We start from the raw sequence: 26481 nt of genomic DNA on the forward strand, positions 1-26481 counted from the left end.
GCCGGGGTGCCCGGGTGCGCGGAACAGCGCAGACCGGTCACCTCCCGGTGTCGCAGTCGCCGGCGGGTCATCTGCCGGTGCTGTACACCCAGGTCCTTGAAGGCCTGAGGGTGATCGAAGACGGAACCTACCTGGACGGCACGTTTGGACGGGGCGGTCATGCCCGTGGCGTGCTGGAACAGCTCGGTGAGGGCGGCCGCCTGCTGGTCATGGACAAGGATCCTGATGCGATCGCCGTGGCCGAGCGCGACTTCGCGCCGGACCCGCGCGTGTCGATCTTCCGTGGCAGCTTCGCCCAGCTGCTGCAGTGGGACCAGACGGCCGCCGGCCTGGATGGGGTGCTGTTCGACCTGGGCGTCTCCTCGCCCCAGCTGGATGTCGCCGAGCGCGGTTTCAGCTTCGGCAAGGACGGACCGCTGGATATGCGGATGGACCCGGACAGCGGCGAAAGCGCGGCCCAGTGGCTGGCACGCGCGGACGACACCGAGATCGCTGACGTGCTGTGGACTTATGGCGAAGAGCGCCAGAGCCGCCGCATCGCCCGTGCGCTGGTCGCCCGCCGGCAGAAGCAGCCTTTCGCCCGCACCGCCGAACTGGCCGAGGCGATCGCCTCGGTGATGCCGCGCGGCAAGGACAAGATTCACCCTGCCACCCGCAGCTTCCAGGCCATCCGCATCCATATCAACCGCGAGCTGGCCGATCTCCAGGCCGGCCTGGACGCGGCCGTGCAACGGCTCAAGCCGGGTGGCCGGCTGGCCGTGATCAGCTTCCATTCGCTGGAAGACCGCATCGTCAAGCAATACATGAACCGGTTGGCCAAAGCGCCTCCGAGCAATCGTCGCCTGCCCGAACAGCAGGCCTTCGTGCCTACGCTGGACCTCATCGGCGGCGCCATCAAGGCCAATGACGACGAACTGTCCGGCAACCCGCGCGCGCGCAGTGCGGTGCTGCGCGTGGCACAGAAGCGTGAGGTCGCCGGATGAGCCGGTTGATCCTGATCGTGCTGCTGGCCTGCACGGTCGCTTCGGCGATCGGGGTGGTGTTCGTGCGCCATCGCCATCGCCAGACCTTCATCGAGCTGGCCCGTGCCGAGCGCGTGCGCGATGAGCTGAACATCGAGTTCGGCCGGCTGCAGCTGGAACAGGCCACCCTGGCCGAGGCCAACCGGGTCGACCAGGTGGCGCGTGAGAAGCTCGGCATGAAGTTCCCGGAAGCCGCCGACGTGGTGGTGGTCCGCCCATGAACAAGACCGGCCGCAACCGTCCCCGCAACGCCTTCAACCTGCGCCAGCGGCTGCGCTGGGTCGCGTTGGCGCTTGGGCTGTGTTCGGTCTCGCTGGTCGGTCGTGCCGCCTACGTGCAGTTGATCAACAGCGATTTCTACCAGCGCCAGGGCGAGGCGCGCTACCTGCGCGAACTGCCGATCAAGACCTCGCGCGGGATGATCACCGACCGCAACGGCGAGCCGGTGGCGGTCTCCACGCCGGTCGCTTCGATCTGGGTCAATCCGCAGGAACTGCTGCGCACGCCGGACCGCATTCCGGAGCTAGCCACTGCGCTGGGCCTTTCGGTGGACGACCTGAGCAGCCGCCTGAGCCAGAAGGCGGACAAAGAGTTCATGTACCTGCGTCGTCGCATCAATCCGGACGATGCGGAGAAAGTGGTCGCGCTGAAGATCCCCGGTGTTGCCGCACAGCGCGAGTTCCGTCGCTTCTACCCGCAGGGCGAGGCGATGGCCCACGTGCTCGGCTTCACCAACATCGACGATCGCGGCCAGGAAGGGCTGGAGCTGGCCTTCGACGAATGGCTGCGCGGCGAACCCGGTGCCAAGCGGGTGATCCGCAACCGCAAGGGCGAAACGGTGGAAAGCGATCTGCTGCGTGCCGCCACGCCGGGCAAGGACCTGACCCTGAGCATCGACCGGCGGATCCAGTTCCTGGCCTACCGCGAGCTGCGCAACGCGCTGATCGCCAACAAGGCGGCGGGCGGTTCGATCGTGATCATGGACGTGGCCACCGGCGAAGTGCTGGCCATGGTCAACCTGCCCACCTACAACCCGAACTCGCTGGATGGCGCGGTGCCGGACACGCGGCGCAACCGCGCGGTGACCGACCTGGTCGAGCCGGGCTCGACGATGAAGCCGCTGACGATCGCGTCCGCGCTGCAGGCCGGCGTGGTCACCAAGGACACGATCATCGACACCAATCCCGGCTACATGTCGCTGGGGCGTTACACCATCCGCGACGTGCCACGTAACAACGGCGTGCTCAACGTCACCGGCGTGATCACCCGCAGCTCGAACGTCGGCGCGGCCAAGGTCGTGGCCAAGATGACCGACCAGGTGTTCTACGATTCGGTGCACAACTTCGGCTACGGCAGCCGCCCCGGCAGTGGCTTCCCCGGTGAATCCGGTGGTGTGCTGCCGCGCCCGGCGCGCTGGAGCGGTTCGTCAAAGACCACCATGTCCTACGGTTACGGACTGTCGGTGACCCCGTTGCAGATCGCCACGGCGTATTCGGCGCTGGGCAACGGCGGCCGGCTGATTCCGCCGACCTTCGTCAAGGGCCAGCACAACGAAGCGCGCCAGGTAGTCGATGCGGAAGTCGCCAAGGAAGTGGTGGCGATGATGGAAACGGTGGTCACCCAGGGCGGCGCCAAGCAGGCTGCGGTACTCGGCTACCACGTGGCCGGCAAGACCGGCACCGCACGCAAGGCCGGCCCCGGCGGCTACGAACGCGGCCATTACAACGCGCTGTTCGCCGGCGTGGTGCCGGCCAGCAACCCGCGCTTCGCCACGGTGATCGTCATCAACGATCCGCAGGCCGGCAAGTACTACGGCGGGCTGGTCTCGGCGCCGGTATTCCATAACGTGATGGACGGTGCGCTGCGCCTGATGGACGTGCCGCCGGATGACATCCAGTCCTGGCTGACGGCGCAGCAGTCGGGCAAGACCGGGCATTCTGCTTCGGTGCTGCCGACGCCACCGGCCGATACCGTGCTGCCCGCCGATGCCGCCGCAGAATTCGATGCCGCGCTGCCGACCGCCGCGCAGGCCCCTGCGCCTGCCTCCGCACCGACGGGAGGCACGCAATGAGCCGTTCCGTGCTGCTGTCGACCCTGCTTCCCGATCTGGCCCTGGCAGGCCGCGATGTGACCATCACCGGCCTGGTGATGGACAGCCGCGCGGTCCGTGCAGGCGATGCCTTCGTGGCGATCGCCGGCTTTGGCGCGCATGGCCTCGGCTTCGTCGACCAGGCGCGTGGCGCTGGCGCCTCGGCCATCCTGTTCGAACCACCGGCGCCGCAGGAACTGCCCGCACCGGCCGACGCCATCGCCGTGCCCGGGCTGCGCGCGCGCATGGGCGCGATGGCCGACCAGTTCCACGGCGCGCCTTCGCGCGCGATGCGCATGGTCGGGGTGACCGGCACCAACGGCAAGACCTCCACCGTGCAGTTGCTGGCCCAGGCCTGGCACCTGCTGGGCACCCGCAGCGGCAGCATCGGCACCCTCGGCGCCGGGCTGTTCGGCGATGTGCAGCCGACCGGCTTCACTACCCCGCTGGTGCTGCAGATGCACGCCCTGCTGGCCGAGCTGCGTGATGCCGGCGCACAGGCAGTAGCGATGGAAGTCAGTTCGCACGCGCTCGACCAGGGCCGCGTGGACGCGGTGCACTACGACGTGGCGGTGTTCACCAACCTCACCCGCGACCATCTGGATTACCACGGCGACATGCATACCTATGGCGCAGCGAAGGAGCGGTTGTTCCACCGCCCCGGCCTGCGTGCCTCGGTGGTCAACCTCGACGATGGCTTCGGCCGCGAACTGCGCGCGCGCCTGCCGGCCGGCCAGCAGGCGATCGGCGTGAGCTCGCGCGGTGCGGCTGGCGCTGCGGTGCGTGCGTGCGACATCGTGCTGGACGGGCAGGGGCTGGCCTTCGCCCTGCAGATCGACGAAGACAGCGCTGACGTGCGCTCGCCGCTGCTCGGTCGTTTCAACGTGGACAACCTGCTGGCCGTGGCCGGCACCCTGCATGCGCTGGGCCATCCGCTGGCCACCATCGCTGGCGTGCTGGGCCAGCTGCAGCCGATCCATGGGCGGATGAACCGCCTTGGCGGCGCAGCGGGCGAGCCCACCGTGGTCATCGATTACGCACATACCCCGGATGCGCTGGAACAGGCGTTGTCCAGCCTGCGTGGCCACGTCGCCGGCCAGCTGGCCTGCGTGTTCGGCTGCGGTGGCGAGCGTGATGCAGGCAAGCGCCCGCAGATGGCTGCGATCGCCGAACGCCTGGCTGACCGGGTGATCGTGACCGACGACAACCCGCGCGGCGAAGACGGCGACCGCATCGTGGCCGATATCCTCGCTGGCTTCCACACGGCGTCTGCGGTTGTCGTGCAGCGTGACCGCGCACGCGCCATCGGCGCTGCGGTAGCCGCGGCAGGCGACGGCGATATCGTGCTGGTCGCCGGCAAGGGCCATGAGCCCTACCAGGAAATCAACGGCGTCCGACATGCCTTCGATGACACCGACGTGGCCGCCGCTGCGTTGGCCTCACGTGTGCACGGGGAGGGAGTGGCATGAGGCGCACCCTGCTTTCGCTGATCGCGCATTGGGCCGGCGGCGAGATCCATGGCGATGACGTCGCCATCGATGCCATCAGCAACGACACCCGGCAGATGAGCCCCGGCAGCCTGTACGTGGCGCTGCGCGGGGAGCGCTTCGACGGGCACGATTTCGGCACCGACGCGCAGGCACGCGGCGCCAGCGCGCTGCTGGTTGAACGCCTGCTGCCGCTGGACCTGCCGCAGGTGCTGGTAGCCGACAGCGAGCTGGCCCTTGCCCGCATCGCCGCCGGCATGCAGCGTGATCGCAACACCGGCGTGTTCGCCATCACCGGCAGCAACGGCAAGACCAGCGTCAAGACCCTGCTGCTGGATATCCTGCGCCAGCATGCGCAGGTGGCACACAAGGTGGTGCACGCCAACCCGGGCAACTTCAACAACGAGATCGGCCTGCCGCTGGCGGTGATCGCAGCGCCGGAAGATGCCGACTTCGCAGTCTATGAAATGGGCGCCGGCAAACCCGGAGACATCGCCTACCTGACCGACATCGTGCGTCCGCGCTGGTCACTGGTGAACAACATCGCCGCCGCGCACCTGGAACGCATGGGCAGCCTGCAGGGCGTGGCCAGCACCAAGGGCGCGATCTACGCCGCGCTGCCGGCCGATGGCGTGGCGGTGATCAACGCCGACGACGCCTTCGCGCCGTGGTTTGAACAGCATTTCATCGGTACCCCGCCGCGTTGTGGTGTGCTGCGTTTCGGCCTGGACCACAGCGCGGACGTGTCCGCCTCGGCGATCCGCTTCGATGCCGCAGGCAGCCATTTCCTCCTGCACACGCCGGCAGGCGAGGCGGAGGTGGCGCTGCCGCTGCCGGGCCGCCACAACATCGGCAATGCGCTGGCAGCCACCGCGCTGGCGCTGGCGGCAGGTATTCCGTTGCAGCACATCGTGGCCGCGCTGGCGGTCACCGAACCGGTGCCGGGCCGGCAGATCGCCCACCGCCTGCCCAACGGCGCGGTGCTGGTGGATGACAGCTACAACGCCAATCCCGGTTCGCTGGCGGCGGCGATCGATGCGCTGGCCAGCAGTGGCCAGGACGCCTGGCTGGTGCTCGGCGACATGCGCGAACTCGGCCCGGACGCGGTGGCACTGCATGCGCAGGCCGGCCAGCGCGCGCGCCAGGGCGGCATCAAGCGCCTGTATACGCTGGGTCCGCTCAGCGCTGCCGCGTCGGCTGCATTCGGCGACGGTGGTCGGCATTTCCAAACCCATGACGCACTGGCGCGCGCGCTGCAGGACGACCTGCATGCCGGCGTGCGCTGCCTGGTCAAGGGATCCCGTGGCAGCGCCATGGACAAGATCGTGAAAGCGCTGCTCGCGCAAGGAGAGGAAGCCCCCCATGTTGTATGAACTGGCTCGATGGTTGCAGCAGCTGGAGAGCTCGTTCGGGCTGTTCAACTACCAGACGTTCCGCGCCATCCTGGCCGCGTTGACGGCGCTGTTCCTGTCGCTGTGGATGGGCCCTGCGGTGATCCGCCGGCTGGCCCAGTTCAAGGGTGGCCAGCCGATCCGCACCGATGGCCCGCAGACCCACTTCGCCAAGGCCGGCACGCCGACCATGGGCGGCTCGCTGATCCTGCTGACCGTCACCCTGGCGGTGCTGGCCTGGGCCGACCTGAGCAACCGCTACGTGTGGCTGGTGCTGGCGGTGATGATCTGTTTCGGCGCCATCGGCTGGTACGACGACTGGATCAAGATCGTGCGCCGCGACCCCAACGGCCTGAAGTCACGCTACAAGTACCTGCTGCAGTCGATCTTCGGCCTGGCCGCCGGCCTGTTCCTGTACTTCACCGCCGACGTGCCGTCCGCGCTGACCTTCTACATCCCGATGTTCAAATCGGTGGCGCTGCCGCTGGCCGGCATCAGCTTCGTGGCCATCGCCTATTTCTGGATCGTCGGGTTCTCCAACGCGGTCAACCTGACCGACGGCCTGGACGGCCTGGCGATCATGCCGACCGTGCTGGTGGCCTGCGCGCTGGGCGTGTTCGCCTATGCATCGGGCAACGTGGTGTTCTCCAACTACCTGCAGATCCCGCAGATCCCGGGCGCGGGCGAACTGGTGATCATCTGCGCGGCGATTGCCGGCGCCGGCCTCGGCTTCCTGTGGTTCAACACCTATCCGGCCATGGTGTTCATGGGTGACATCGGCGCACTGGCGCTGGGCGCGGTGCTGGGCACCATCGCGGTGATCGTGCGCCAGGAACTGGTGCTGGTGATCATGGGTGGCGTGTTCGTGGTTGAAACGCTGTCGGTGATGATCCAGGTCGCCTCGTTCAAGCTGACCGGCAAGCGGGTGTTCCGCATGGCCCCCATCCACCACCACTTCGAACTGAAGGGCTGGCCGGAGCCGCGCGTGATCGTGCGCTTCTGGATCATCTCGGTGGTGCTGGTGCTGGTCGGCCTGGCCACGTTGAAGGTGCGCTGATGAATGACCTGTCGCGCCAGGCAACACGCCTTGAAGCCATCGGAGGCCACTTCGACAAGTGGCTGCTCGGCGCGATCATCGCGCTGACCGGGCTGGGCGTGGTGATGGTCGCGTCCAGCTCGATCGCGCTGATGAGCAGCCCGTTCTACTACCTCAACCGCCACCTGATCTTCCTGGCGGTGGGCATCGTGCTGGCCGGGCTGGCCATGCGCACCGAACTGAAAACCATCGAGCAGTACAACCAGCTGCTGCTGCTGGGCTGCTTCGCGCTGCTGATCGTGGTGTTCATCCCCGGCCTCGGCAGCAGCGTCAACGGCGCCCGGCGCTGGATCAACCTGGGCGTGTCCAAATTCCAGACCGTTGAAGCGGTCAAGGTGCTGTACATCGTGTGGCTGTCCAGCTATCTGGTGCGCTTCCGCGACGAGGTCAACGCCACCTGGCCGGCGATGCTCAAGCCACTCGGCGTGGCCGGTGCGCTGGTGGTGCTGATGCTGCTGCAGCCCGACTTCGGTTCGTCCACCCTGCTGCTGGCGATCACCGCCGGCATGCTGGTGCTGGGCGGGGTCAACATGCCGCGCATGTCCATGCCGATCATCTTCGGGATGATCGGCATGACCGCGCTGGCGATCTTCGAACCCTACCGCATGCGCCGTATCACCTCCTTCCTGGATCCGTGGGCCGACCAGCAGGGCGATGGCTACCAGCTGTCCAACGCGCTGATGGCAGTAGGCCGCGGCGAGTGGACCGGCGTCGGCCTGGGCAACTCGGTGCAGAAGCTGTACTACCTGCCCGAAGCGCATACCGACTTCATCTTCTCGGTGACCGCAGAAGAGCTGGGCTTCATCGGCACCTGCCTGATCGTGGCGCTGTATGCGCTGCTGGTGGGACGGACGATGTGGCTGGGCATGCGCTGCGTGGAAATGAAGCGCCACTTCTCCGGCTACATCGCCTTCGGCATCGGGCTGTGGATCAGCATGCAGAGCTTCGTCTCGATCGGCGTCAACCTGGGCATCCTGCCGACCAAGGGCCTGACCCTGCCGTTGATCTCCTCGGGTGGCTCCAGCGTATTGATGACCTGCGTGGCGATGGGCCTGCTGTTGCGCGTTTCCTATGAACTGGACCGCGCCGAGCGCCGCCACGCGGTGCGCATGGGCGGTGGAGACGATGCCAGCGAGGACGTGGTGCGCGCACCGGCCGGCGCCGCGCCCGCCGCCGTGCCGGGCCGCGTGACCAACGTTGCCAGCAGCCAGGAGACCAGGCCGGACGCACCGGCGCAGGGAACCGCCCCGCGTGGCACCAGCCGCCTGCAGACGCGCATCGAACCGACCTTCGGGAGGTTGTCATGAGCGCCCGCGCTCCTGCCGATCGCCCGGTGATGATCCTGGCCGGTGGCACCGGCGGGCACATTTTTCCCGGCCTGGCCGTGGCCCGCGTGCTGCGCGCGCGCGGCGTTCCGGTGACCTGGCTGGGCGCGGTGGGGCAGATGGAAACACGCCTGGTGCCGCAGCATGACCTGCCGATCGACACGCTGGACATCGCCGGCCTGCGTGGCAAGGGCAAGCTGGCCCTGCTGGGCGCGCCGTGGCGGTTGCTGCGTGCGATCCGCCAGGCCGGTTTCATCCTGCGTGACCGCAATCCGCGCGCGGTGATCGCCTTCGGCGGGTATGCCTCCGGCCCCGGTGGCCTGGCCGCGCGCCTGCACGGCCTGCCGCTGCTGGTGCACGAACAGAACCGTGCACCGGGCATGACCAACCGCTTCCTGTCGCGCTTCGCGCAGCGCGTGCTGACCGGTTTCCCCGGCAGCTTCGCCGCGCGCGAAGAAGCGGTCGGCAATCCGGTGCGTGCCGAGATCGCAGCCATCTCACCACCCGAACAGCGCTTCGCCGGCCGCAGCGGCCCGCTGCGTGTGCTGGTGGTGGGTGGCAGCCAGGGTGCGCGTGCACTCAATACCGGCGTGCCGCAGTCCATCGCCGCCCTGGGTGCGGCGTACCCGGTGAGCGTGCGCCACCAGAGCGGCGAGAAGATGCATGCCGAAGCTGTGGAGGCCTACGCCAAGGCCGGCGTCGAGGCGGAGATCACGCCTTTCATTGCCGACATGGCCGACGCCTTCGCGTGGGCGGATGTGGTGGTCTGCCGTTCCGGCGCGTCCACCCTGGCCGAGCTGTGCGCGGTCGGCGTGGGCAGTGTGCTGGTGCCGTTCCCGGCCGCCGTCGACGACCACCAGACGCGCAATGCCGAGTACCTGGTCGAGCGCGATGCGGCCGTGCTGTTGAAGCAGGGCGACGCGCTGGTCAGCGGCATCACGTCACTGTTGCGTGAACTATCCGAAAATCCCGCCCGCCGCATGCAGATGGCGAAAGCCGCACGTGCGCTGGCCAAGGTCGATGCCGCAGAGCGCATCGCCGACATCATCCTCGAGGAAGCTGTATGAACAACGTGCCGCGCCACCGCGCCGACACCACGCGGAGCTGCGCATGATCCGCCGCCTGCACGACACCAACGACCTGGTGCGCGCTTTCCCGCGCGTGCATTTCGTCGGCATCGGTGGCACCGGCATGAGCGGCATCGCCGAAGTGATGCTGACGCTGGGTTATGAAGTGTCCGGCTCGGACAACGCCGACAATGCCGCGACCCGTCGCCTGGCCGGACTCGGCGCACGCATCATGCGCGGCCACTCGGCCGCCAACGTGCTCGGCACCGATTGCGTGGTGGTGTCCAGCGCGATCCGCGAAGACAACCCGGAACTGATGGAAGCGCGCAGCCAGCGCATCCCGATCATGCCGCGCGCGGCGATGCTGGCCGAACTGATGCGCTTCCGTCGCGGCATCGCGGTGGCCGGCACGCACGGCAAGACCACCACCACCAGCCTGACCGCGGCGGTGCTGAGCGAGGGCGGGCTGGACCCGACCTTCGTCATCGGCGGGCAGCTGCTGGCCGCCGGTGCCAATGCCAAGCTGGGCAGTGGCCAGTGGCTGGTAGCCGAAGCGGACGAGAGCGATGGCAGCTTCCTGCGCCTCAATCCGCTGATGTCGATCATCACCAACATCGATGCCGACCACCTGGAAAACTACGGCAACGACTTCGCCCGTGTGCAGGCGGCGTTTGCCGAATTCCTGCAGCGACTGCCGTTCTACGGCCTGGCCGTGCTGTGCATCGATGATCCGGAGGTGGCCGCGCTGGCGGCCAAGACGCCGCGTCACGTGATGAGCTACGGCCTGAGCGACCACGCCGATGTCCGCGCGGAAAACGTGGTGCAGGAAGGTTCGCGGATGCGCTTCACCCTGCGCCTGCCGCAGGGCACCAGCCAGGAAGTGGTGCTGGCGCTGCCCGGCAAGCACAACGTGCTCAATGCGCTGGCCGCGGCCGCCGTCGGCTGGCAGCTGGGCGTGGCCCCGGATGCCATCGCGCGCGCGCTGCAGAGCTTCGCCGGCGTCGGTCGGCGCTTCAATGACCTGGGCGAAGTCACCACCGCCAGCGGTGCCAAAGTCCGCGTCATCGACGATTACGGCCACCATCCCAGCGAGCTGGAGGCGGTGTTCGCCGCCGCCCGCGGTGGCTGGGCCGACAAACGTCTGGTGGTGGCCTTCCAGCCACATCGCTACAGCCGTACCCGCGACCAGTTCGACAAGTTCGCCGCGGTGCTTTCCAGCGTCGATGCGCTGGTGCTGAGCGAAGTCTACCCGGCCGGCGAAGAGCCGATCGCCGGCGCCGATTCCGAAGCGCTGGCACGCGCGATCCGCGCGCGCGGCCGCGGTGAACCGGTGGTGGTCGGCAAGGCCGCCGAGCTGGCGCACGTGCTGCCCGACGTGCTGCAGGACGGTGACCTGTTGCTGATGATGGGTGCAGGCGATATCGGCGCGGTGGCACAACAGATCGCCAGCGAAGGCTTCAGCGTGGAGGCCCAGGCATGAGCGGCTTGCCTTTCCCGGCCCCGCGCAGCAGCGATCCGGCCGATTTCGGTCGCGTCGGCGTGCTGCTCGGCGGTACCTCCAGCGAGCGCGAAGTGTCGCTGGATTCCGGCCGCAATGTGCTCGAAGCACTGCAGGCGCGCGGGGTGAACGCATTCGCCATCGATGGCATCCCGGCCCTGGCCAAGGCGCTGGCCGCCGGCGAGGTCGACCGGGTGTTCAACATCCTGCACGGTCATAACGGCGGGGGCGAGGACGGCATCGTGCAGGGCCTGCTGGAAGCCTTCGGCGTGCCGTACACCGGTTCGGACGTGCTGGGTTCGGCGTTGAGCATGGACAAGATCCGCACCAAGCAGGTGTGGCTGTCCGTCGGCCTGCCCACCCCGCAGTACCGCAGGGTGACCGCCGCGGACGTACACGCTCAGGCCGCCGAGCTGGGCCTGCCGGTAGTGGTCAAGCCGGCCAACGAAGGCTCCAGCGTGGGCATCAGCCGGGTCTTCGACGATGCCGGCCTGGACGAAGCCGTAGCGCTGGCCACGCGCTACGACGGCCAACTGCTGATGGAACAGATGGTGGTCGGTGACGAGCTCACCGTCGGCATCCTCGGCGATGTCGCGCTGCCGTCGATCCGCATCGTGCCCAAGGGCCAGTGGTACGACTACGAAGCCAAGTACAAGGCCGACGATACCCAGTACCTGTGCCCGGGCCTGGACGGCGCGGACGAACAGGAGATCGGCCGCCTCGCGCTGGCCGCCTTCCGCGCCGCCGGCTGCCGGGGCTGGGGTCGGGTGGACGTGATGCGCGACCGCACCACCGGCCGCCTGTTCCTGCTGGAAGTGAACACCGCCCCGGGCATGACCAGCCATTCGCTGGTGCCCAAGGCCGCCGGCCAGGCCGGTATCGGTTTCGAAGAACTGGTCTGGCGCGTGCTGGAACAGACCCTGGCCGATCCATCGCAGGAGAATCGCCACGCATGAACGCGGTGCTGCGCATCTTCGTCTGGCTGATCGCCCTGTCCGTGGTGGCATTGCCCGTGGTGGCCGTGCTCAACGGCTGGGTGGGCGCCGAACGCTGGCCGTTGGCCAAGCTGCGCGTGCACGGTGAGTTCAAGCGGGTGCCGGCAGAACAGCTGCAGAAGGTGCTGCTGCCGTATGCGCATGCCGGCTTCTTCGCGGTGCGCCTGCAGGATGCCCAGGACAGCATCGAGCGCCTGCCGTGGGTGGAAAGCGCCCGCGTGCGCAAGCAGTGGCCGGATGTGCTCGAAGTGACGCTGATCGAGCACAAACCGTTCGCACGCTGGGGCAATGATCGCCTGTTGTCCGAGCAGGGCAAGCTGTTCCCCACACCGAAGAAGCTGGCCGACCTGCAGCTGCCGCAGCTGGATGGGCCGGACAGCCAGACCGAAGAAGTGGTGACCCTCTACAACGACGCCCGTTCGATGTTCGCCCCGTCCGGGCTGGACGTGACCCGCCTGAGCATGGATGCACGCGGCAGCTGGTCGCTGCTGCTGAGCAACGGGACCGAAGTGGTGGTGGGCCGCGACGACGCGCGTTCGCGCCTGCAGCGCTATGTACGTGTGTTGCCGCAGTTGGCCAGCCAGGCCGCGCCGATCGAGCGCGCCGACCTCCGATACACCAATGGCTTCACCCTCAGCTGGGGTGAACCACCGGCCGCAGCGCCGAAGAAAACGCAGGACAGGACATGAATCGCAAGGGTGACAAATCGTTGATCGTCGGCCTCGACATCGGCACCTCCAAGGTGGTGGCGCTGGTGGGCGAGTACTCGCCCGGCAACCCGATCGAGGTGATCGGCATCGGCTCGCACGAATCGCGCGGCCTCAAGCGCGGCGTGGTGGTGGACATCGAGTCGACCGTGCAGTCGATCCAGCGCGCGGTGGAAGAAGCCGAGCTGATGGCCGGTTGCGAGATCCGCTCGGTGTATGCCTCCATCTCCGGCAACCACGTGCAGTGCAAGAACTCGCCCGGCATCGTGCCGATCCGCGACGGCGAAGTGACCTGGGGCGACCTGGACCGGGTACTCGATGCGGCCAAGGCCGTGGCGATCCCGGCCGACCAGAAGATCCTGCACGCCATCCCCCGTGAGTACGTACTGGACGATTCGCAGGAAGGCATCCGCAATCCCGTCGGCATGACCGGCGTGCGGCTGGAAGTACACGCCCACCTGGTGGTGTGCGCGCAGTCCGCGGCGGCCAACATCAGCAAGTGCGTGCAGCGCTGTGGCCTGCAGGTGGACGACCTGGTGCTGTCATCGCTGGCTTCCAGCGTGGCCGTGCTGACCGCCGACGAGCGCGAACTGGGCGTGGTGCTGGTGGACATGGGCGCCGGCACCACCGATATCGCCGTGTTCGTGCAGGGCGCGATCTGCCATACCGCTTCGTTGCCGATCGCCGGTGACCACGTCACCAACGACATCGCGCACATGCTGCGCACGCCGACCCCGGAAGCGGAGCAGATCAAGGTGCGTTACGCCTGCGCGCTCGCCCAGCTGGCCACCGCCGAGGAAAGCATCCAGGTGCCGAGCGTGGGTGATCGTCCGCCGCGCCGCATGCCGCGCCACGCACTCGCGCAGGCGGTGCAGGGCCGGTACGAGGAAATCTTTGAAATGGTGCAGGCCGAACTGCGCCGTTCCGGCTTCGAAGAACTGGTGCGCGCCGGCATGGTGCTCACCGGCGGTGCGTCGAAGATGGAGGGCGTGGTCGAACTGGCCGAGGAAATGCTGCAGATGCCGGTACGCGTGGGCATTCCACAGCACGTCACCGGTCTGGGCGAAGTGGTCGGCAACCCTGTCCACGCAACCGGCGTCGGCCTGCTGCTGATGGGCAGCCAGATCGAGCATCCGCGCCGGCCGTCATTGCCGGCCGGACGCGCGGGAAGCATGTTCAAGAAACTGAAAACCTGGTTCCGCGGCGAGTTCTGACCGCGGCCATGCCGGCCCCGCCCGGCTGCTTTGAAACGCAACACCGCAACACACGGCAACACACGGCAACAACAAACCACTACAGCCGCAACGGCGGCATGCAGCGGAAGGCAGGATGCCTCCCCCGCCACATGCCAAAGGAAGCGGATACAACCGAGGACACGGACATGGCGCATTTTGAACTGATCGAAAAGATGGCACCCAATGCGGTGATCAAGGTGGTTGGCGTGGGCGGCGGCGGCGGCAACGCCGTGGCGCACATGGTCAACTCAGCGGTGGACGGGGTGGAATTCATCACCGCCAACACCGACTCGCAAGCCATCAAGAATTGCGGTGCGAAGCTGCAGCTGCAGCTGGGCACCAATGTCACCAAGGGCCTGGGCGCCGGCGCGAATCCGGAAGTCGGCCGCCAGGCCGCGCTGGAAGACCGCGAGCGCATCATGGACGCGCTGCAGGGCGCGGACATGGTCTTCATCACTGCCGGCATGGGCGGTGGCACCGGTACCGGCGCTGCGCCGGTGGTGGCGCAGCTGGCCAAGGAAATGGGCATCCTGACCGTGGCCGTGGTCACCAAGCCGTTCCCGTTCGAAGGCCGTCGCCGCATGCAGGTCGCGCTGAAGGGCATCGAGGAACTGAGCCAGCACTGCGACTCGCTGATCACCATTCCCAACGAAAAGCTGATCACCGTGCTGGGCCGCAACGCCACCATGATCCAGGCCTTCCGTGCCGCCAACGACGTGCTGCAGGGCGCCGTGCAGGGCATCGCCGACCTGATCGTGCGTCCGGGCCTGATCAACGTCGACTTCGCCGACGTGCGCACCGTCATGTCCGAAATGGGCCTGGCGATGATGGGTACCGGCACCGCCCGCGGCGATGACCGCGCGCAGGCTGCCGCCGAATCGGCCATCCAGAACCCGCTGCTGGACGATGTGAACCTGGCCGGCGCCAACGGCATCCTGGTCAACATCACCGCCGGTGCGGACTTCACCATGGCCGAGTTCGACGAGATCGGCCGCACCATCGACGGCTTCGCATCGGAAGATGCCACCGTCGTGGTCGGCACCGTGCTGGATCCGGACATGCAGGACGAAGTGCGCGTCACCGTGGTGGCCACCGGCCTGAACCGCGTGGTCGCCGGCAAGACCCAGCGTCCGGGCGAGCGTGCACCGATCAAGCTGGTCCGCAACGCCACCACCGGCCAGCCGGAGTTCTCCGACTTCGACAACGGCGGTGATGCGGTTTCCAAGGCCGTCGGTGGCGTGGGCCTGGGCCTGCGTCGGGCCAGCAGCGACAGCGTGGCGACGTCCTCGTCGGCCTCCTCGTCGTCCGCTTCCAGCAGCTCCACCACGCAGACCGCTGAACTGCCCAACGACTACCTGGACATCCCGGCGTTCCTGCGCCGCCAGGCGGACTGATCGCCGGCGCCGGGGTTGTCCTCCCCGGTCGCCAGCACCATGTCCTGCACTACAGGCGCCGGGCCAGGATGGGCCCGGCAGCCCTGTCATGCATGAGCTTTACCTGCATCGCGCCGTGACCCGCCTGGCTTCAGCCGGGGTAGGGCCGGTCGCGTGTTAATCTGTCCCACCCCCTTGGGCAGGCCATCGCGGCCCGCCGCATGCACCTGGCCACACCCCATGATCCCGCAACGTACCCTCAAGAACACGATCCGCGCTACTGGCGTTGGCCTGCACAGCGGTGACAAGGTCTACATGACCCTGCGCCCGGCACCGGTCAACCATGGCATCGTGTTCCGTCGCGTGGACCTGGATCCGGTGGTCGACGTGCCGGCCAAGGCCGAGCTCGTCACCGAAGTGACCCTGTGCACCGGCCTGACCTGCAACGACGCCAAGATCCAGACCGTCGAACACCTGATGTCGGCACTGGCTGGCCTCGGCGTGGACAACATCATCGTCGAACTGTCCTCGGCCGAGCTGCCGATCATGGACGGTTCGTCCGGCCCGTTCGTGTTCCTGCTGCAGTCGGCAGGCATCATTGAACAGGATGCCGCCAAGCGCTTCATCCGCGTGCTGAAGACCGTCGAGGTCACCGAAGGCGACAAGGTCGCGCGCTTCGAACCTTATGAAGGCTACAGGCTGGGCTTCACCATCCAGTTCGACCACCCGATGATCCCAGCCAAGCAGTCGCGGCAGGAAATCGAGTTCTCCACCGCGGCCTACACCAAGGAAATCTCACGCGCGCGCACCTTCGGCTTCATGCGTGACCTGGAATACATGCGCGAGCGCAACCTCGGCCTCGGTGGGTCGATGGACAACGCCATCGTGCTCGACGAATTCCGGGTGCTGAACGAAGACGGCCTGCGTTACGCCGACGAGTTCGTACGTCACAAGATCCTTGACGCGATCGGCGATCTTTACCTCGCCGGTGGCCAGGTGCTGGGCGCTTACGAAGGATTCAAGTCGGGCCATGCACTGAACAACAAGCTGGTGCGTGCGTTGATGGCCGATGCGACCGCGTGGGAATGGGTGAGCTACGACTCACCGGCGGCGGCCGAACCTGTCGCCTATGGCGCGCCCGCCTACGCTTGAAAAAGCCGTTCTGCATCAACAGTTTGACGCCGCCCCCCGGGCGGCGTTCCGCGTTCTGGCGATGCCAAAAGTGACGCAACGGGTCCAAGCGCCCAGCGCGTCACAGTTTGTGAACCTGTTCCGCTAAAAGACTGAACTTAACGTTTAAATAACAAAACCCTAACGACTGAGCGGCCTTCCGCCGTTAGGATGCCCCACGGTCCTCGTAAAGTTTCACGCCGCTTCCACGGAAGCAGGCGGTGCGGGGAGGCGGAGCCGGAGGCTTCGCGGTCATCAGGACCTGGACGGTTTCGTGTCCTGGAGGCTAGCCAAGGCGTCGCGTAGTCCTTTGTGCGTGGCGGCTGAAACTGCGTGGGGTCCGTTCCGGTTGTCGATCGCTGGGGAGCGTGGTGGAGCGGGGGATGCAGTCTTGATGGTCACTTTGGTGGCCTTCAGCCCGATGGACCGGGCCGCGTTGATCAACTGTGCTTCGGCGAGCCGCACCTTGGCGTGCCACACAGGGGATTCAACGAGAAAAACGAGGTGCTCGTCGTTCACGTTGGCCAGCCGGCAATGGCTGCGCAGGCTGGGCGGCAGATGGGGGCGCAACTGCAGGTCCAACGCATCGAGCCACAGGGCGCGACGCAGCGGGTTCCCGCTCTTGTCACCCATGACTGCATCCAGTGCCGGTTTCGGTGCTGAGGCAGGACGGGTACTGGATTTCGGCTCAGACATGAAAACTCACTGATGGCATTTAAAAAGATCGTAATCAAAACGCGTGATGGAAAGGCAAAAACGCCACTTGCGCGTCTTCGCTTCTATTTCGAGGATCGCCCCCGCGCCCTGTTGGGCAGCGTGCTGGGCATGGGCTGCATTATCGGCTTCGCCGGTGGAATGGGCGCCAACCTGCTCGGCGACTCCCGCCTGCAGGCCAAGGTCGACCGCCAGGAACGCGAACTGGCGCAGGTCCGCCTGCAGTCACAGACCGAAGTCAACGCCCTCGCTGCCCGCCTCGGCGAGCTGCAGGCGCAGGCCACCCGGCTCAACGCCCTGGGTGAGCGCCTGACCCAGATGGGCAAGCTGGAAGACGGTGAATTCGACTTCCAGGAAACTCCCGGCCTGGGTGACGGCGATTCAGATGGCCCGACCGTGGACATCCCGGTCAAGGACATCAACGCCGACTTACAGGTGCTGGAGCAGCGGTTCGCTGCTTCAGGCAGCCAGCTTTCGGTGATGGAATCGCTGATGTTCGACCACCAGCTGCAGCAGAACGCCGTGCCCTCGCGCATGCCGATCCGCAACAGCTACGTGACCTCCAGCTTCGGCACCCGCGCCGATCCGTTCGGCCGCGGTGCGCGCAGCCACAAGGGCATCGATTTCCATGCCAAGGTCGGCGACCCGGTGATGTCCGTGGCCGAGGGCGTGGTCAGCTTTTCCGGTGTGAAGGGCGGCTACGGCAACGTGGTGGACGTCGACCATGGCAACGGCTACGTCACCCGCTATGCGCACAATTCGCGGCTGGTGGTGAAGGTCGGTGACCTGGTCCGTGCCGGGCAGGAAGTGGCCAAGGCCGGTTCCACCGGTCGTTCCACCGGTGCCCACGTGCACTTTGAAGTCTGGGAAAGCGGCCGGGTGGTCAATCCCCGCAAGTTCCTCGGCGATGGCGGCAACACGCCGGTGGGGCGCGTTTCCCGCGGCTGACGGGTATGGGGTGCCGGGCATGGCCATGCGCCCCCCGCGAACCGCCAAGCGCTTGAAACCCCCGGCCTCCATCCCAAGTTACAATGGGTGATGCCATCGACGGGGCGCTGGGCGCCCCGTTTCGTTTGCGGCGGGCGGATTCCTGAAGGGAGCCGTGCCGGCGTTCACCTGACAACCGGTTCCCTCAATGATCAACAGCCTGCTTACCCGCGTTTTCGGCAGTCGTAATGAACGACAGCTGCGCCAGCTCAACCGCATCGTCGCCAAGGTCAATGCGCTGGAGCCGGACATGGAGAAGCTCAGCGATGTGCAGCTCCAGGCCAAGACGCCGGAGTTCAAGCAGCGCATCGCCGAAGGCGAGGCCTTGGACAAGGTGTTGCCGGAAGCGTTCGCGGTCTGCCGTGAAGCCAGCCGCCGCGTGCTCGGCATGCGCCACTACGATGTGCAGCTGATCGGCGGCATGGTGCTGCACCTGGGCAAGATCGCCGAGATGCGCACCGGTGAAGGCAAGACCCTGGTGGCGACCCTGCCGGTGTACCTGAACGCGCTGGAAGGCAAGGGTGTCCACGTGGTCACGGTGAACGACTACCTGGCCCGCCGTGACTCGGCGCAGATGGGCAAGCTGTACAACTGGCTGGGCCTGAGCGTGGGCGTGGTGTACCCGGGCATGCCGCACGGCGACAAGCGCGAAGCCTACGGTTCGGACATCACCTACGGCACCAACAACGAATTCGGTTTCGACTACCTGCGCGACAACATGGCGCTGTCCAAGGCCGACCGCTACCAGCGCGGCCTGCACTACGCCATCGTCGATGAAGTCGACTCCATCCTGATCGACGAAGCGCGTACCCCGCTGATCATCTCCGGCCCGGCCGATGATTCGCCGGAGCTGTACATCCGCGTCAACCGCATCGTGCCGAACCTGGTCAAGCAGGAAAGCGAAGAGGGCGACGGCGACTTCTGGATCGACGAGAAGGGCAAGCAGGTCCACCTGTCCGAAGCGGGCATGGAACACGCCGAGCGCCTGCTGGTGGAAGCCGGCATCCTGGATGCCGAAACCGAAGGCCTGTACGCGGCGCAGAACCTGACCGTGGTGCACCACCTCAACGCCGCCCTGCGCGCGCACGCCATCTACCAGCGCGACGTGGATTACATCGTGCGCGATGGCGAAGTGGTCATCGTCGATGAGTTCACCGGCCGCACCCTGGCCGGCCGCCGCTGGTCCGATGGCCTGCACCAGGCCGTGGAAGCGAAGGAAGGCGTGCCGGTCCAGCGCGAAAACCAGACCCTGGCCAGCATCACCTTCCAGAACCTGTTCCGCATGTACGGCAAGCTGTCCGGCATGACCGGCACCGCCGATACCGAAGCCTTCGAATTCCAGAGCATCTACAACCTGGAAGTGGTGGTCATCCCGACCAACCGCCCGACCATCCGCAAGGATTCGCCGGACCAGGTGTTCCTCAACCGCCAGGGCAAGTTCAACGCGGTGCTGGCCGACATCCAGGAATGCAACAAGCGCGGCCAGCCGGTGCTGGTCGGCACCACCTCGATTGAAACCTCGGAGATGCTGTCCGAACACCTGCGCAAGGCCGGCGTGCACCACGAAGTGCTCAACGCCAAGCAGCATGACCGCGAAGCGACCATCGTCGCCAACGCCGGCCGTCCGGGCGCGGTGACCATCGCCACCAACATGGCTGGTCGCGGTACCGACATCGTGCTGGGTGGCTCGCTGGAAACCGAACTGCACGAGATGGGCGAAGAGGCCAGCGACGCAGAGCGTGCCAGCGCCAAGGCCGAATGGCAGAAGCGCCATGACGCGGTCAAGGCGGCCGGCGGCCTGCACATCGTCGGTACCGAGCGCCATGAATCGCGCCGTATCGACAACCAGCTGCGTGGCCGTTCCGGCCGCCAGGGCGATCCGGGTTCGTCCCGTTTCTACCTGTCGCTGGAAGACAACCTGATGCGCATCTTCGCCTCGGACTGGGTGCAGAAGGCGATGCGCATGATGGGCATGAAGGAAGACGACGTCATCGAAGACCGCCTGGTCAGCCGCCAGATCGAGAAGGCGCAGCGCAAGGTGGAAGCGCACAACTTCGACATCCGCAAGAACCTGCTGGACTTCGACGACGTCAACAACGACCAGCGCAAGGTGATCTACGCCCAGCGCGACGAACTGCTGGACGCCGAGTCGGTGAAGGACAACGTCGATGGCATCCGCGACGATGTGATCTTCGACATCGTGGCGCGCTTCGTGCCGCCGAACTCGATCGACGAGCAGTGGGACCTGCCGGGCCTGGAAGCCACGCTGCTGTCTGATTTCGGCCTGGAAATGTCGGTCACCGACCTGGTCAGGCAGCACGAGGAGCTGGACGCCGAAGGCATCGCGCAGAAGGTGCAGGAGCGCGTCAACGCACACTTCGAGGCGAAGGAAACCGGCGTCGGCCCGGAGACCATGCGCGCGCTGGAAAAGCACGTCATGCTGACCGTGCTCGACCAGAGCTGGAAGGAACATCTGGCACGCATGGATTACCTGCGCCAGGGCATCTACCTGCGTGGTTACGCGCAGAAGCAGCCCAAGCAGGAGTACAAGAAGGAAGCCTTCGAGCTGTTCTCCGGCATGCTGGAAGACGTCAAGCGCGAAGTGGTGACCATGCTCTCGCGCGTGCGCATCCGCAGCGACGAGGAAGTGGCGGCACTGGAAGCGGCCGAACGCCAGCAGGTACAGGCGCGCCTGAGCCAGTCGCAGTTCCAGCACCAGGATGCCGGCGGCTATGGCGCCGACGAAGAAGCTGCACAGGTGCAGGCCGCACAGCAGGATGGCCTGTCGCAGGGTGGCGAGCCGAAGATCGGTCGCAACGATCCATGCCCGTGCGGCAGCGGCAAGAAGTACAAGCACTGCCACGGTCAGTTGAGCTGATTCACCCTCGCTGGTGCAGATCGAAAAGAACCCCGCGCAAGCGGGGTTTTTTTTGCGCTGCAAGCGTCACGCCGGCGTGTCGCTATTGCCGCGCCGGCGGCAATCGAGTGTCGTTATTGCCATCAAAACAGGCGCAGAACTGCAGGAAATGCGCGACCACAAATGCATCACCTGCGATATGCCTCATGTGATTGATGTCACCTATTGGAGCCAATCAGAGTTCTCTGACGTTCGTGTCGGGTGCATCCCCACACGAAAGTGGGGAGCACCCCCTCGGAATTTCCTGACATGGCCCTTACGGTCACTGGCCCCGCGCGTTCTTCCACACGCAGGGTTCCAGCGCGCATCCCCCGCGCGCGACGCGCTCACCCGCGTCTTGATCGTCATCCCAAGGAGCTTCATGAACAGGATTTACCGTCTGGTCTTCAACCGCGCTACCGGTGCCATGCAGGTGGCCTCTGAACTTGCGTCCGGCACGTCCTCGTCGGCCCGCAGCGTCGGTGCAACACGCCGTCGCTCACCGCTCGGCGTCGCCGTGGTTGCCGCGCTGTGCGTGGGTGCCGCTGCGGCACCTTCCGCATTCGCGGTGCCCTACGACTTCACCAGCGATGAAGTCATCGGCGACACCCGTGTCTACGCCGACGGCTTCTTCATCGGCAACACCGGCACGGTGGCGATCGACCTGGTCGGCAGCGGCACGTTGACGTCCAATGGCCTGGTATCGCTGGGCACCGTTGCCGGCGCCGATGGCACCCTGCGGGTGATCGGCCCGACCGCTTACCTGCAGATGACCGGCGCGGCGCTGCGTATCGGCGAGGCCGGCAGCGGCACCCTGCAACTGCTCGACGGTGGCACGGCCACGTCCAACAACACGGTGTCGCTGGGTTATGGCGCCGGCGGTACCGGCAACGCGCTGGTACGTGGCGCCGACTCCAGCCTGACCGCACGCCAGCTGCTGGTCGGCCGCCAGGGCATCGGCACGCTGGACATCGATGGCGGTCGCGTCACCAGCACGATGGCATATACGGTAGTGAACAACTTCGGCGTCAGCCTCGGCTCGGACACCGCGGGCAGCGGCACGATCAACGTCCGCAACGGCGGCGAGCTTCTGGTTACCGACAACAATCTGCTGGTCGGCCAGGTGGGCCAGGGTCGCCTCAACGTGGACGGTGGCCGCGTCGAAGCCGGTCGCGGCATCTACGTTGGCGCAGGCACGCAGTCCGGTGCCAGCCAGGGCGGTCGCGGCGAAATCACCGTCAGCGGCGGCGGCCAGCTGGTGTCGCAGGACCTGGTGCTTGGCACCTCCAACAACGCGACCGGCACGCTGACCGTCAGCGGCGCGGGATCGGTGGTCGACGCCACCACCGTGCGGGTGGGCCAGAACGGTGACGGCACGCTACGCGTAGAGGCTGGCGGGGTGGTCACCGCCGACGAAGTCAATGCGGAAAAGTACGACGCACTGGGCAGCGGTGACTACGGCCAGGCCGGCAGCATCGTGGTGACCGGTGCCGGTTCGGCGATCCGCGCCGCGCGCGTGGATGCGAGCAACCATCTGCTGCTGGAAGCCGGTGGCCTGATCGAATCCGATCGCGCGGCGATCAAGGACAGCTTCGGCCCGACCGCCAGCACCGCCCTCATTACCGGCGCGGGCACCGCATGGACCAACACCGGTGCGATGGCCATCAGCACCAACCTGGACGTGCTGGACGGTGCGGTCATCCGCAGTGATTCGGTCAACATCAGCGGCGGCCTCAACGACGTCACCATGACGCCGGCGTTGCTGGACGAACAGGTGCGCGTCAGTGGCGCCGGATCGGCCATCGAAGCGGTGAACGGCCTGACGGTCGGCGCGGTGCTGATGCGCGGTCCGTACGGCATGCTGAGTGTGAACAACGGTGGGCGGGTGGCCGGTGGCAGCGGCATCCTGCTGGACCAGAGCGGCTACCTGGTGCTGGGCGGCGGCATGGCGACATGGTCGGTGGCCGATGGCGGCCCGCAGTGGCTGGCCGCCGAAGAAGCCGGCACGCTGGATGGCGCAGCGATCTCGATGGACAGCAACGCCGGCGGCCTGGTGTTCAACCACACCGGTGACATCACCCTGGGCAACACCATCCAGACCGTTTCTACGGGATCGTCCAATGCCCACCTGCACGGCGGCGCGCTGACCCAGGTGTCGGGCAACACCACGCTCGATGGCGACCTGCGCGCGTTCGGTGGCGACATCACCGTCAACGGCGGCAGCCTGGTGATCAACTCGGACATGTACGCGGGCGAAGGCTACACAGGCCCCAGCCAGGCTCTGCAGCAGCAGATCGACGTGCGTGGCGGCACGCTGGTGCTGAACGGTGCGGCAGGGTTCCAGCAGACCATCGATTTCGGTGCGGGACTCGGCAGCGAGGTGCGTCGAAGCTCGCTGGCTGAAGTAAGCGGCAGCGGCGTGCTGGCCGGCAATGCGACGGTCGGCACCACTTATGTGCGCGATGGCGGCACGCTGTCGCCGGGCCACGCCGGTGTCGGCACGATGACCATCGACGGCGACCTGTTCTACAACGCCAACGCGCTGCTGCCCGAACAGGTCGCGAACAAGGCCTTCTTCGACGTGGACGTGCTGGGCAACGGACAGGCCGACCTGCTGACCGTGGCCGGCAAGGCCTACATCGGGCGAGGTGCCAACGTTGGCCAGATGGGCGACACCGGTGTGCGTGTCACCGCGCTGGATCCGGCCACCAGCTACCAGGATGGACAGACCTACACGATCCTGAGCGCGGCCGACGGCGTGGCCGGTACCTTCGACGACGTGATCTCGCGTTCGGCGTTCCTGGATACCTCGCTGAGCTATACCGCCAACGATGTGCGCTTGAACATTGCCGTAAAGGGCACCGGCCCGGTCGATCCGCCGGTGGACCCGCCGGTGGACCCGGTCGACCCGCCGGTTGAACCGCCGGTGGATCCGATCACCCCGCCGGTCGATCCGGTCACCCCGCCGCCGCAGGTCTTCGTTACCGCAGCGACGACCGGCAACCAGCTGGCCACGGCCGCCGCGCTGGATACGCTGCAGCAGTCCGGTGATGCACTGGCGCTGTACAACCGCCTGCTGATGCTGGATGCGGACAGCGCCCGCCTGGCGTTCGATGACCTGTCCGGCGAGATCCACGCCAGCAACCGTGCGTTGCTGCTGGAAGACCGCTTCCTGCGCGATGGCATCAGCCAGCGCCTGCGCAGCGGCATGCCGGCCGGCGACGGCCCGTCTGCCTGGATCGGTGGCAGCGGTGCCACCAGCCAGCGCGACGGCAACGGCAGCGCCGCGCGCACCCGCGACCACCGCCAGGGCCTGATGGCCGGTGCCGACTGGAGCATCGGCGAGCGCTGGACCTTCGGCGTGGCCGGTGGCCCGGAGTCGCTGCGCCAGCAGGTCAACGCACGCAACGCGACGACCGACGTGGACGCCGTACACAGTGGCCTGTATGCCGGTTTCCGTGGCGACAACGCATACCTCAACGGCGGCGCCAGCTATGCCGACTACGAGCTGGATACACGGCGTACGGTCGGTGCGGGCACGGCGTGGGGGCAGACCCTGTCCAACCGCCGCGATGCGCATGCTGTTTCCGGTTTCGTCGAAGGTGGCTGGGATTTCCAGCTCGACGATGCGTTGACGCTGACTCCGTACGTGGCAGTGGCCTACACCCGCCTGTCCACCGATGCCGGCATCGAAACCGGGGGCAATGCCGCCCTGGCGATCGCTGCCAGCAAGGACGAAGCATGGACCACCACGGCCGGCGTGCGCGCCGCGTGGGACATCAGCGGCGGCCAGCAGGACGGTGCGCGACTGGAGGCCGGGCTGGCCTGGCAGAACGCGGCCGGTGAGCTGCGCGCGGACTCGACCCATCGCTTCGTGGCGGGCAGCGACAGCTTCACCGTGCAGGGCCTGCCGCTGGCGCGCAACGTCGGCATCGCCGAGCTGGGCGTATCGGTCAATACCTCCAGCCGCAGCCGCCTGTCCTTCGCCGCGCAGGGCCGCGCCGGTGACGGCCAGCGCGAAGTCGGTGCACAGCTGAACTGGAACGTGGCGTTCTGATCCCTCGCTGAGCGCCAGCAGGACGGCAACGGGCTCCTTCGGGAGCCCGTTGTCGTTCGGCCGGTCCGATGCCGCCGAGCATGGCTGGGCGCTACCCGGTAGTGACGGCCGCTGGCCGTCAGGCGGTTGCCCCGGTGGGTGGCGACCGTTGGTGGTCCGGTGGGTGACGACCGTTGGTCGTCACGGCCTTCCCATGCAGCTTGCGTCACGTCCGCCATTTTCGGCATGCTGCCTCCATGTCCCCCCCCAAACGATCCATCCATGTGGTGGCTGGCGTCATCACCGATGCGCGCGGCCGCGTGCTGCTCAACCGTCGCACTGAACACAGCGATCTGGCCGGCCTGTGGGAATTCCCGGGCGGCAAGCGCGAACCCGGCGAAAGTTCCGAACAGGCCCTGGCTCGCGAACTGCAGGAAGAACTCGGCATCGAGGCGGACGTCGGCGCTTGGCTGATGGACGTGCCGCAGTCCTACCCCGACAAGGACCTGGTGCTGGAGGTGCGGCACATCCGCAGCTGGAAGGGCAGCCCGCGCGGCCGCGAAGGCCAGGCGATCACCTGGGTGGCGCCGGAAAAGCTGGGACGCTACTCGATGCCGCCGGCCGACCTGCCGGTAGTGGCCGCGCTGCGCCAGCCCGACCGCTACCTGATCACGCCGCCGCCAGCCGACGACGACAGCGACCAGCGGCGCTGGAGCGAGCAACTGCGCCGTGCCCTCGCCGACGGGCACCAGCGCATCCAGCTGCGCCTGCCGCCCGATCATCCGCAGCGCGTGGCGCTGTGCGAAGCGGCGGTGCGCGGCCACCGCCGTGCCGGGCAGTGGCTGCTCAACCGCGATATCGAGCTGGCCCGCACGCTTGGTGTTGGCGTGCACCTGGGGGCCGAGCAACTGGCCACCCTGCAGGAGCGACCGCTGCCGGCCGATCAGCTGGTGGCGGCGTCCTGCCATGACCTGGCGCAACTGCAGGCCGCGCAACAGCTGGGGTGTGACTTCGTGGTGCTGGGGCCGGTGCAGGCGACGGCCAGCCACCCCGGTGCGGAGCCGATGGGATGGGAGCGCTTCTCCGCCCTGCGCGCGCAGGTGGCCCTGCCGATCTATGCGCTGGGCGGACTGGGTGCCGATGACATCGTCACCGCCCGCCGCCACGGCGCGCAGGGCATCGCTGCGATCCGTGGCTTTTGGCCCGCCTGACCGGCTGACCGATCGATCGACCGACCAACCGACCAACCGACCAACCAACCGACCAACCGACCAACCGACCAACCGTCCAACCGTCCGACCGACCGTCCGGTAGCGCCGAGCCATGCTCGGCGAGCGCGCGGCGCGGCCTGCGTCCGGCATCGGGAACCCGGAACGGAACGCCGCCGAGCATG

The 26481-nt window shown here is 67.2% G+C and carries 19 protein-coding genes; 18 read left to right on the plus strand and 1 reads right to left on the minus strand.

The genetic code is table 11. The features are described 5' to 3' along the window. The first annotated feature begins 14 nt into the window (after positions 1–14). The 14 genes from rsmH (at position 15) to lpxC (ending at position 16437) form a co-directional block, all read left to right on the plus strand. Entirely contained in the window at positions 15–983 is a 969-nt protein-coding gene (gene rsmH, locus CXG43_RS13265; RefSeq protein WP_101100362.1) for a 16S rRNA (cytosine(1402)-N(4))-methyltransferase RsmH, read from the plus strand. Continuing rightward, complete coding sequence (gene ftsL / locus CXG43_RS13270) at positions 980–1243, plus strand: cell division protein FtsL (protein ID WP_042613642.1); 264 nt, start codon at positions 980–982, stop codon at positions 1241–1243. The genes rsmH and ftsL overlap by 4 nt, the downstream gene beginning before the upstream one ends. Beyond that, entirely contained in the window at positions 1240–3093 is a 1854-nt protein-coding gene (locus CXG43_RS13275; protein WP_101100344.1) for a penicillin-binding transpeptidase domain-containing protein, read from the plus strand. Before ftsL ends, CXG43_RS13275 begins: the two co-directional genes overlap by 4 nt. Continuing rightward, positions 3090–4580 carry a UDP-N-acetylmuramoyl-L-alanyl-D-glutamate--2,6-diaminopimelate ligase gene (locus tag CXG43_RS13280; protein WP_101100345.1) on the plus strand — a complete coding sequence of 497 codons (1491 nt, stop codon included), beginning with the start codon at positions 3090–3092 and terminating at the stop codon, positions 4578–4580. Before CXG43_RS13275 ends, CXG43_RS13280 begins: the two co-directional genes overlap by 4 nt. Beyond that, positions 4577–5971: a UDP-N-acetylmuramoyl-tripeptide--D-alanyl-D-alanine ligase gene (murF, locus tag CXG43_RS13285; protein ID WP_101100346.1), complete on the plus strand. Its 1395-nt coding sequence runs from the start codon at positions 4577–4579 to the stop codon at positions 5969–5971. The genes CXG43_RS13280 and murF overlap by 4 nt, the downstream gene beginning before the upstream one ends. Beyond that, on the plus strand, positions 5961–7046 hold the full coding sequence (gene mraY / locus CXG43_RS13290; RefSeq protein ID WP_057507808.1) for a phospho-N-acetylmuramoyl-pentapeptide-transferase: 1086 nt from the start codon (positions 5961–5963) through the stop codon (positions 7044–7046). The genes murF and mraY overlap by 11 nt, the downstream gene beginning before the upstream one ends. Further along, complete coding sequence (gene ftsW, locus CXG43_RS13295) at positions 7046–8392, plus strand: putative lipid II flippase FtsW (protein ID WP_101100347.1); 1347 nt, start codon at positions 7046–7048, stop codon at positions 8390–8392. Before mraY ends, ftsW begins: the two co-directional genes overlap by 1 nt. Beyond that, on the plus strand, positions 8389–9477 hold the full coding sequence (murG, locus tag CXG43_RS13300) for an undecaprenyldiphospho-muramoylpentapeptide beta-N-acetylglucosaminyltransferase (protein ID WP_101100348.1): 1089 nt from the start codon (positions 8389–8391) through the stop codon (positions 9475–9477). The genes ftsW and murG overlap by 4 nt, the downstream gene beginning before the upstream one ends. A 43-nt stretch (positions 9478–9520) precedes the next feature. Next, on the plus strand, positions 9521–10957 hold the full coding sequence (murC, locus tag CXG43_RS13305) for a UDP-N-acetylmuramate--L-alanine ligase (RefSeq protein ID WP_101100349.1): 1437 nt from the start codon (positions 9521–9523) through the stop codon (positions 10955–10957). Continuing rightward, positions 10954–11931, plus strand: coding sequence for a D-alanine--D-alanine ligase (locus CXG43_RS13310; protein WP_101100350.1), 978 nt, complete (start codon positions 10954–10956; stop codon positions 11929–11931). The genes murC and CXG43_RS13310 overlap by 4 nt, the downstream gene beginning before the upstream one ends. Further along, on the plus strand, positions 11928–12659 hold the full coding sequence (locus CXG43_RS13315; RefSeq protein WP_101100351.1) for a cell division protein FtsQ/DivIB: 732 nt from the start codon (positions 11928–11930) through the stop codon (positions 12657–12659). The genes CXG43_RS13310 and CXG43_RS13315 overlap by 4 nt, the downstream gene beginning before the upstream one ends. Continuing rightward, on the plus strand, positions 12656–13891 hold the full coding sequence (ftsA, locus tag CXG43_RS13320; protein ID WP_042613652.1) for a cell division protein FtsA: 1236 nt from the start codon (positions 12656–12658) through the stop codon (positions 13889–13891). Before CXG43_RS13315 ends, ftsA begins: the two co-directional genes overlap by 4 nt. 167 nt (positions 13892–14058) lie before the next feature. Beyond that, positions 14059–15306, plus strand: a complete 1248-nt coding sequence (ftsZ, locus tag CXG43_RS13325) for a cell division protein FtsZ (RefSeq protein WP_101100363.1) — start codon at positions 14059–14061, stop codon at positions 15304–15306. Between the two features lie 219 nt (positions 15307–15525). Continuing rightward, positions 15526–16437 (plus strand): UDP-3-O-acyl-N-acetylglucosamine deacetylase, encoded by a 912-nt coding sequence (gene lpxC / locus CXG43_RS13330; RefSeq protein WP_101100352.1) that lies wholly within the window; start codon positions 15526–15528, stop codon positions 16435–16437. A 273-nt stretch (positions 16438–16710) separates the two neighbouring features. On the opposite strand, the gene CXG43_RS13335 is transcribed toward lpxC, so the two are convergent. Then, entirely contained in the window at positions 16711–17151 is a 441-nt protein-coding gene (locus CXG43_RS13335) for a DUF721 domain-containing protein (protein WP_042613655.1), read from the minus strand. Between the two features lie 12 nt (positions 17152–17163). Here CXG43_RS13335 and CXG43_RS13340 point away from each other — a divergent pair, with 12 nt between their 5' ends. The 4 genes from CXG43_RS13340 (at position 17164) to CXG43_RS13355 (ending at position 26299) form a co-directional block, all read left to right on the plus strand. Then, positions 17164–18117, plus strand: coding sequence for a M23 family metallopeptidase (locus tag CXG43_RS13340; RefSeq protein ID WP_101100353.1), 954 nt, complete (start codon positions 17164–17166; stop codon positions 18115–18117). Positions 18118–18304: 187 nt separating this feature from the next. Next, complete coding sequence (gene secA / locus CXG43_RS13345; RefSeq protein ID WP_101100354.1) at positions 18305–21034, plus strand: preprotein translocase subunit SecA; 2730 nt, start codon at positions 18305–18307, stop codon at positions 21032–21034. Positions 21035–21434: 400 nt separating this feature from the next. After that, entirely contained in the window at positions 21435–25109 is a 3675-nt protein-coding gene (locus CXG43_RS13350) for an autotransporter outer membrane beta-barrel domain-containing protein (protein WP_232767788.1), read from the plus strand. Between the two features lie 236 nt (positions 25110–25345). Continuing rightward, the gene (locus CXG43_RS13355) at positions 25346–26299 is read left to right on the plus strand and encodes a Nudix family hydrolase (RefSeq protein ID WP_101100356.1); all 954 of its coding nucleotides are present in this window, start codon (positions 25346–25348) and stop codon (positions 26297–26299) included. Positions 26300–26481 lie beyond the last annotated feature (182 nt).

Origin of the sequence: Stenotrophomonas sp. Bg11-02 (assembly GCF_002836635.1) — a bacterium.
GTDB lineage: Bacteria > Pseudomonadota > Gammaproteobacteria > Xanthomonadales > Xanthomonadaceae > Stenotrophomonas > Stenotrophomonas lacuserhaii.

Excerpts from the sequence above, each read along its gene's own strand:
- ftsL (WP_042613642.1), top strand. The coding sequence starts at position 980 with ATGAGCCGGTTGATCCTGATCGTGCTGCTGGCCTGCACGGTCGCTTCG.
- CXG43_RS13275 (WP_101100344.1), top strand. The coding sequence starts at position 1,240 with ATGAACAAGACCGGCCGCAACCGTCCCCGCAACGCCTTCAACCTGCGC.
- CXG43_RS13280 (WP_101100345.1), top strand. The coding sequence starts at position 3,090 with ATGAGCCGTTCCGTGCTGCTGTCGACCCTGCTTCCCGATCTGGCCCTG.
- murF (WP_101100346.1), top strand. The coding sequence starts at position 4,577 with ATGAGGCGCACCCTGCTTTCGCTGATCGCGCATTGGGCCGGCGGCGAG.
- mraY (WP_057507808.1), top strand. The coding sequence starts at position 5,961 with ATGTTGTATGAACTGGCTCGATGGTTGCAGCAGCTGGAGAGCTCGTTC.
- ftsW (WP_101100347.1), top strand. The coding sequence starts at position 7,046 with ATGAATGACCTGTCGCGCCAGGCAACACGCCTTGAAGCCATCGGAGGC.
- murG (WP_101100348.1), top strand. The coding sequence starts at position 8,389 with ATGAGCGCCCGCGCTCCTGCCGATCGCCCGGTGATGATCCTGGCCGGT.
- murC (WP_101100349.1), top strand. The coding sequence starts at position 9,521 with ATGATCCGCCGCCTGCACGACACCAACGACCTGGTGCGCGCTTTCCCG.
- CXG43_RS13310 (WP_101100350.1), top strand. The coding sequence starts at position 10,954 with ATGAGCGGCTTGCCTTTCCCGGCCCCGCGCAGCAGCGATCCGGCCGAT.
- CXG43_RS13315 (WP_101100351.1), top strand. The coding sequence starts at position 11,928 with ATGAACGCGGTGCTGCGCATCTTCGTCTGGCTGATCGCCCTGTCCGTG.
- ftsA (WP_042613652.1), top strand. The coding sequence starts at position 12,656 with ATGAATCGCAAGGGTGACAAATCGTTGATCGTCGGCCTCGACATCGGC.
- ftsZ (WP_101100363.1), top strand. The coding sequence starts at position 14,059 with ATGGCGCATTTTGAACTGATCGAAAAGATGGCACCCAATGCGGTGATC.
- lpxC (WP_101100352.1), top strand. The coding sequence starts at position 15,526 with ATGATCCCGCAACGTACCCTCAAGAACACGATCCGCGCTACTGGCGTT.
- CXG43_RS13335 (WP_042613655.1), bottom strand. The coding sequence starts at position 17,151 with ATGTCTGAGCCGAAATCCAGTACCCGTCCTGCCTCAGCACCGAAACCG.
- CXG43_RS13340 (WP_101100353.1), top strand. The coding sequence starts at position 17,164 with ATGGCATTTAAAAAGATCGTAATCAAAACGCGTGATGGAAAGGCAAAA.
- secA (WP_101100354.1), top strand. The coding sequence starts at position 18,305 with ATGATCAACAGCCTGCTTACCCGCGTTTTCGGCAGTCGTAATGAACGA.
- CXG43_RS13350 (WP_232767788.1), top strand. The coding sequence starts at position 21,435 with ATGAACAGGATTTACCGTCTGGTCTTCAACCGCGCTACCGGTGCCATG.
- CXG43_RS13355 (WP_101100356.1), top strand. The coding sequence starts at position 25,346 with ATGTCCCCCCCCAAACGATCCATCCATGTGGTGGCTGGCGTCATCACC.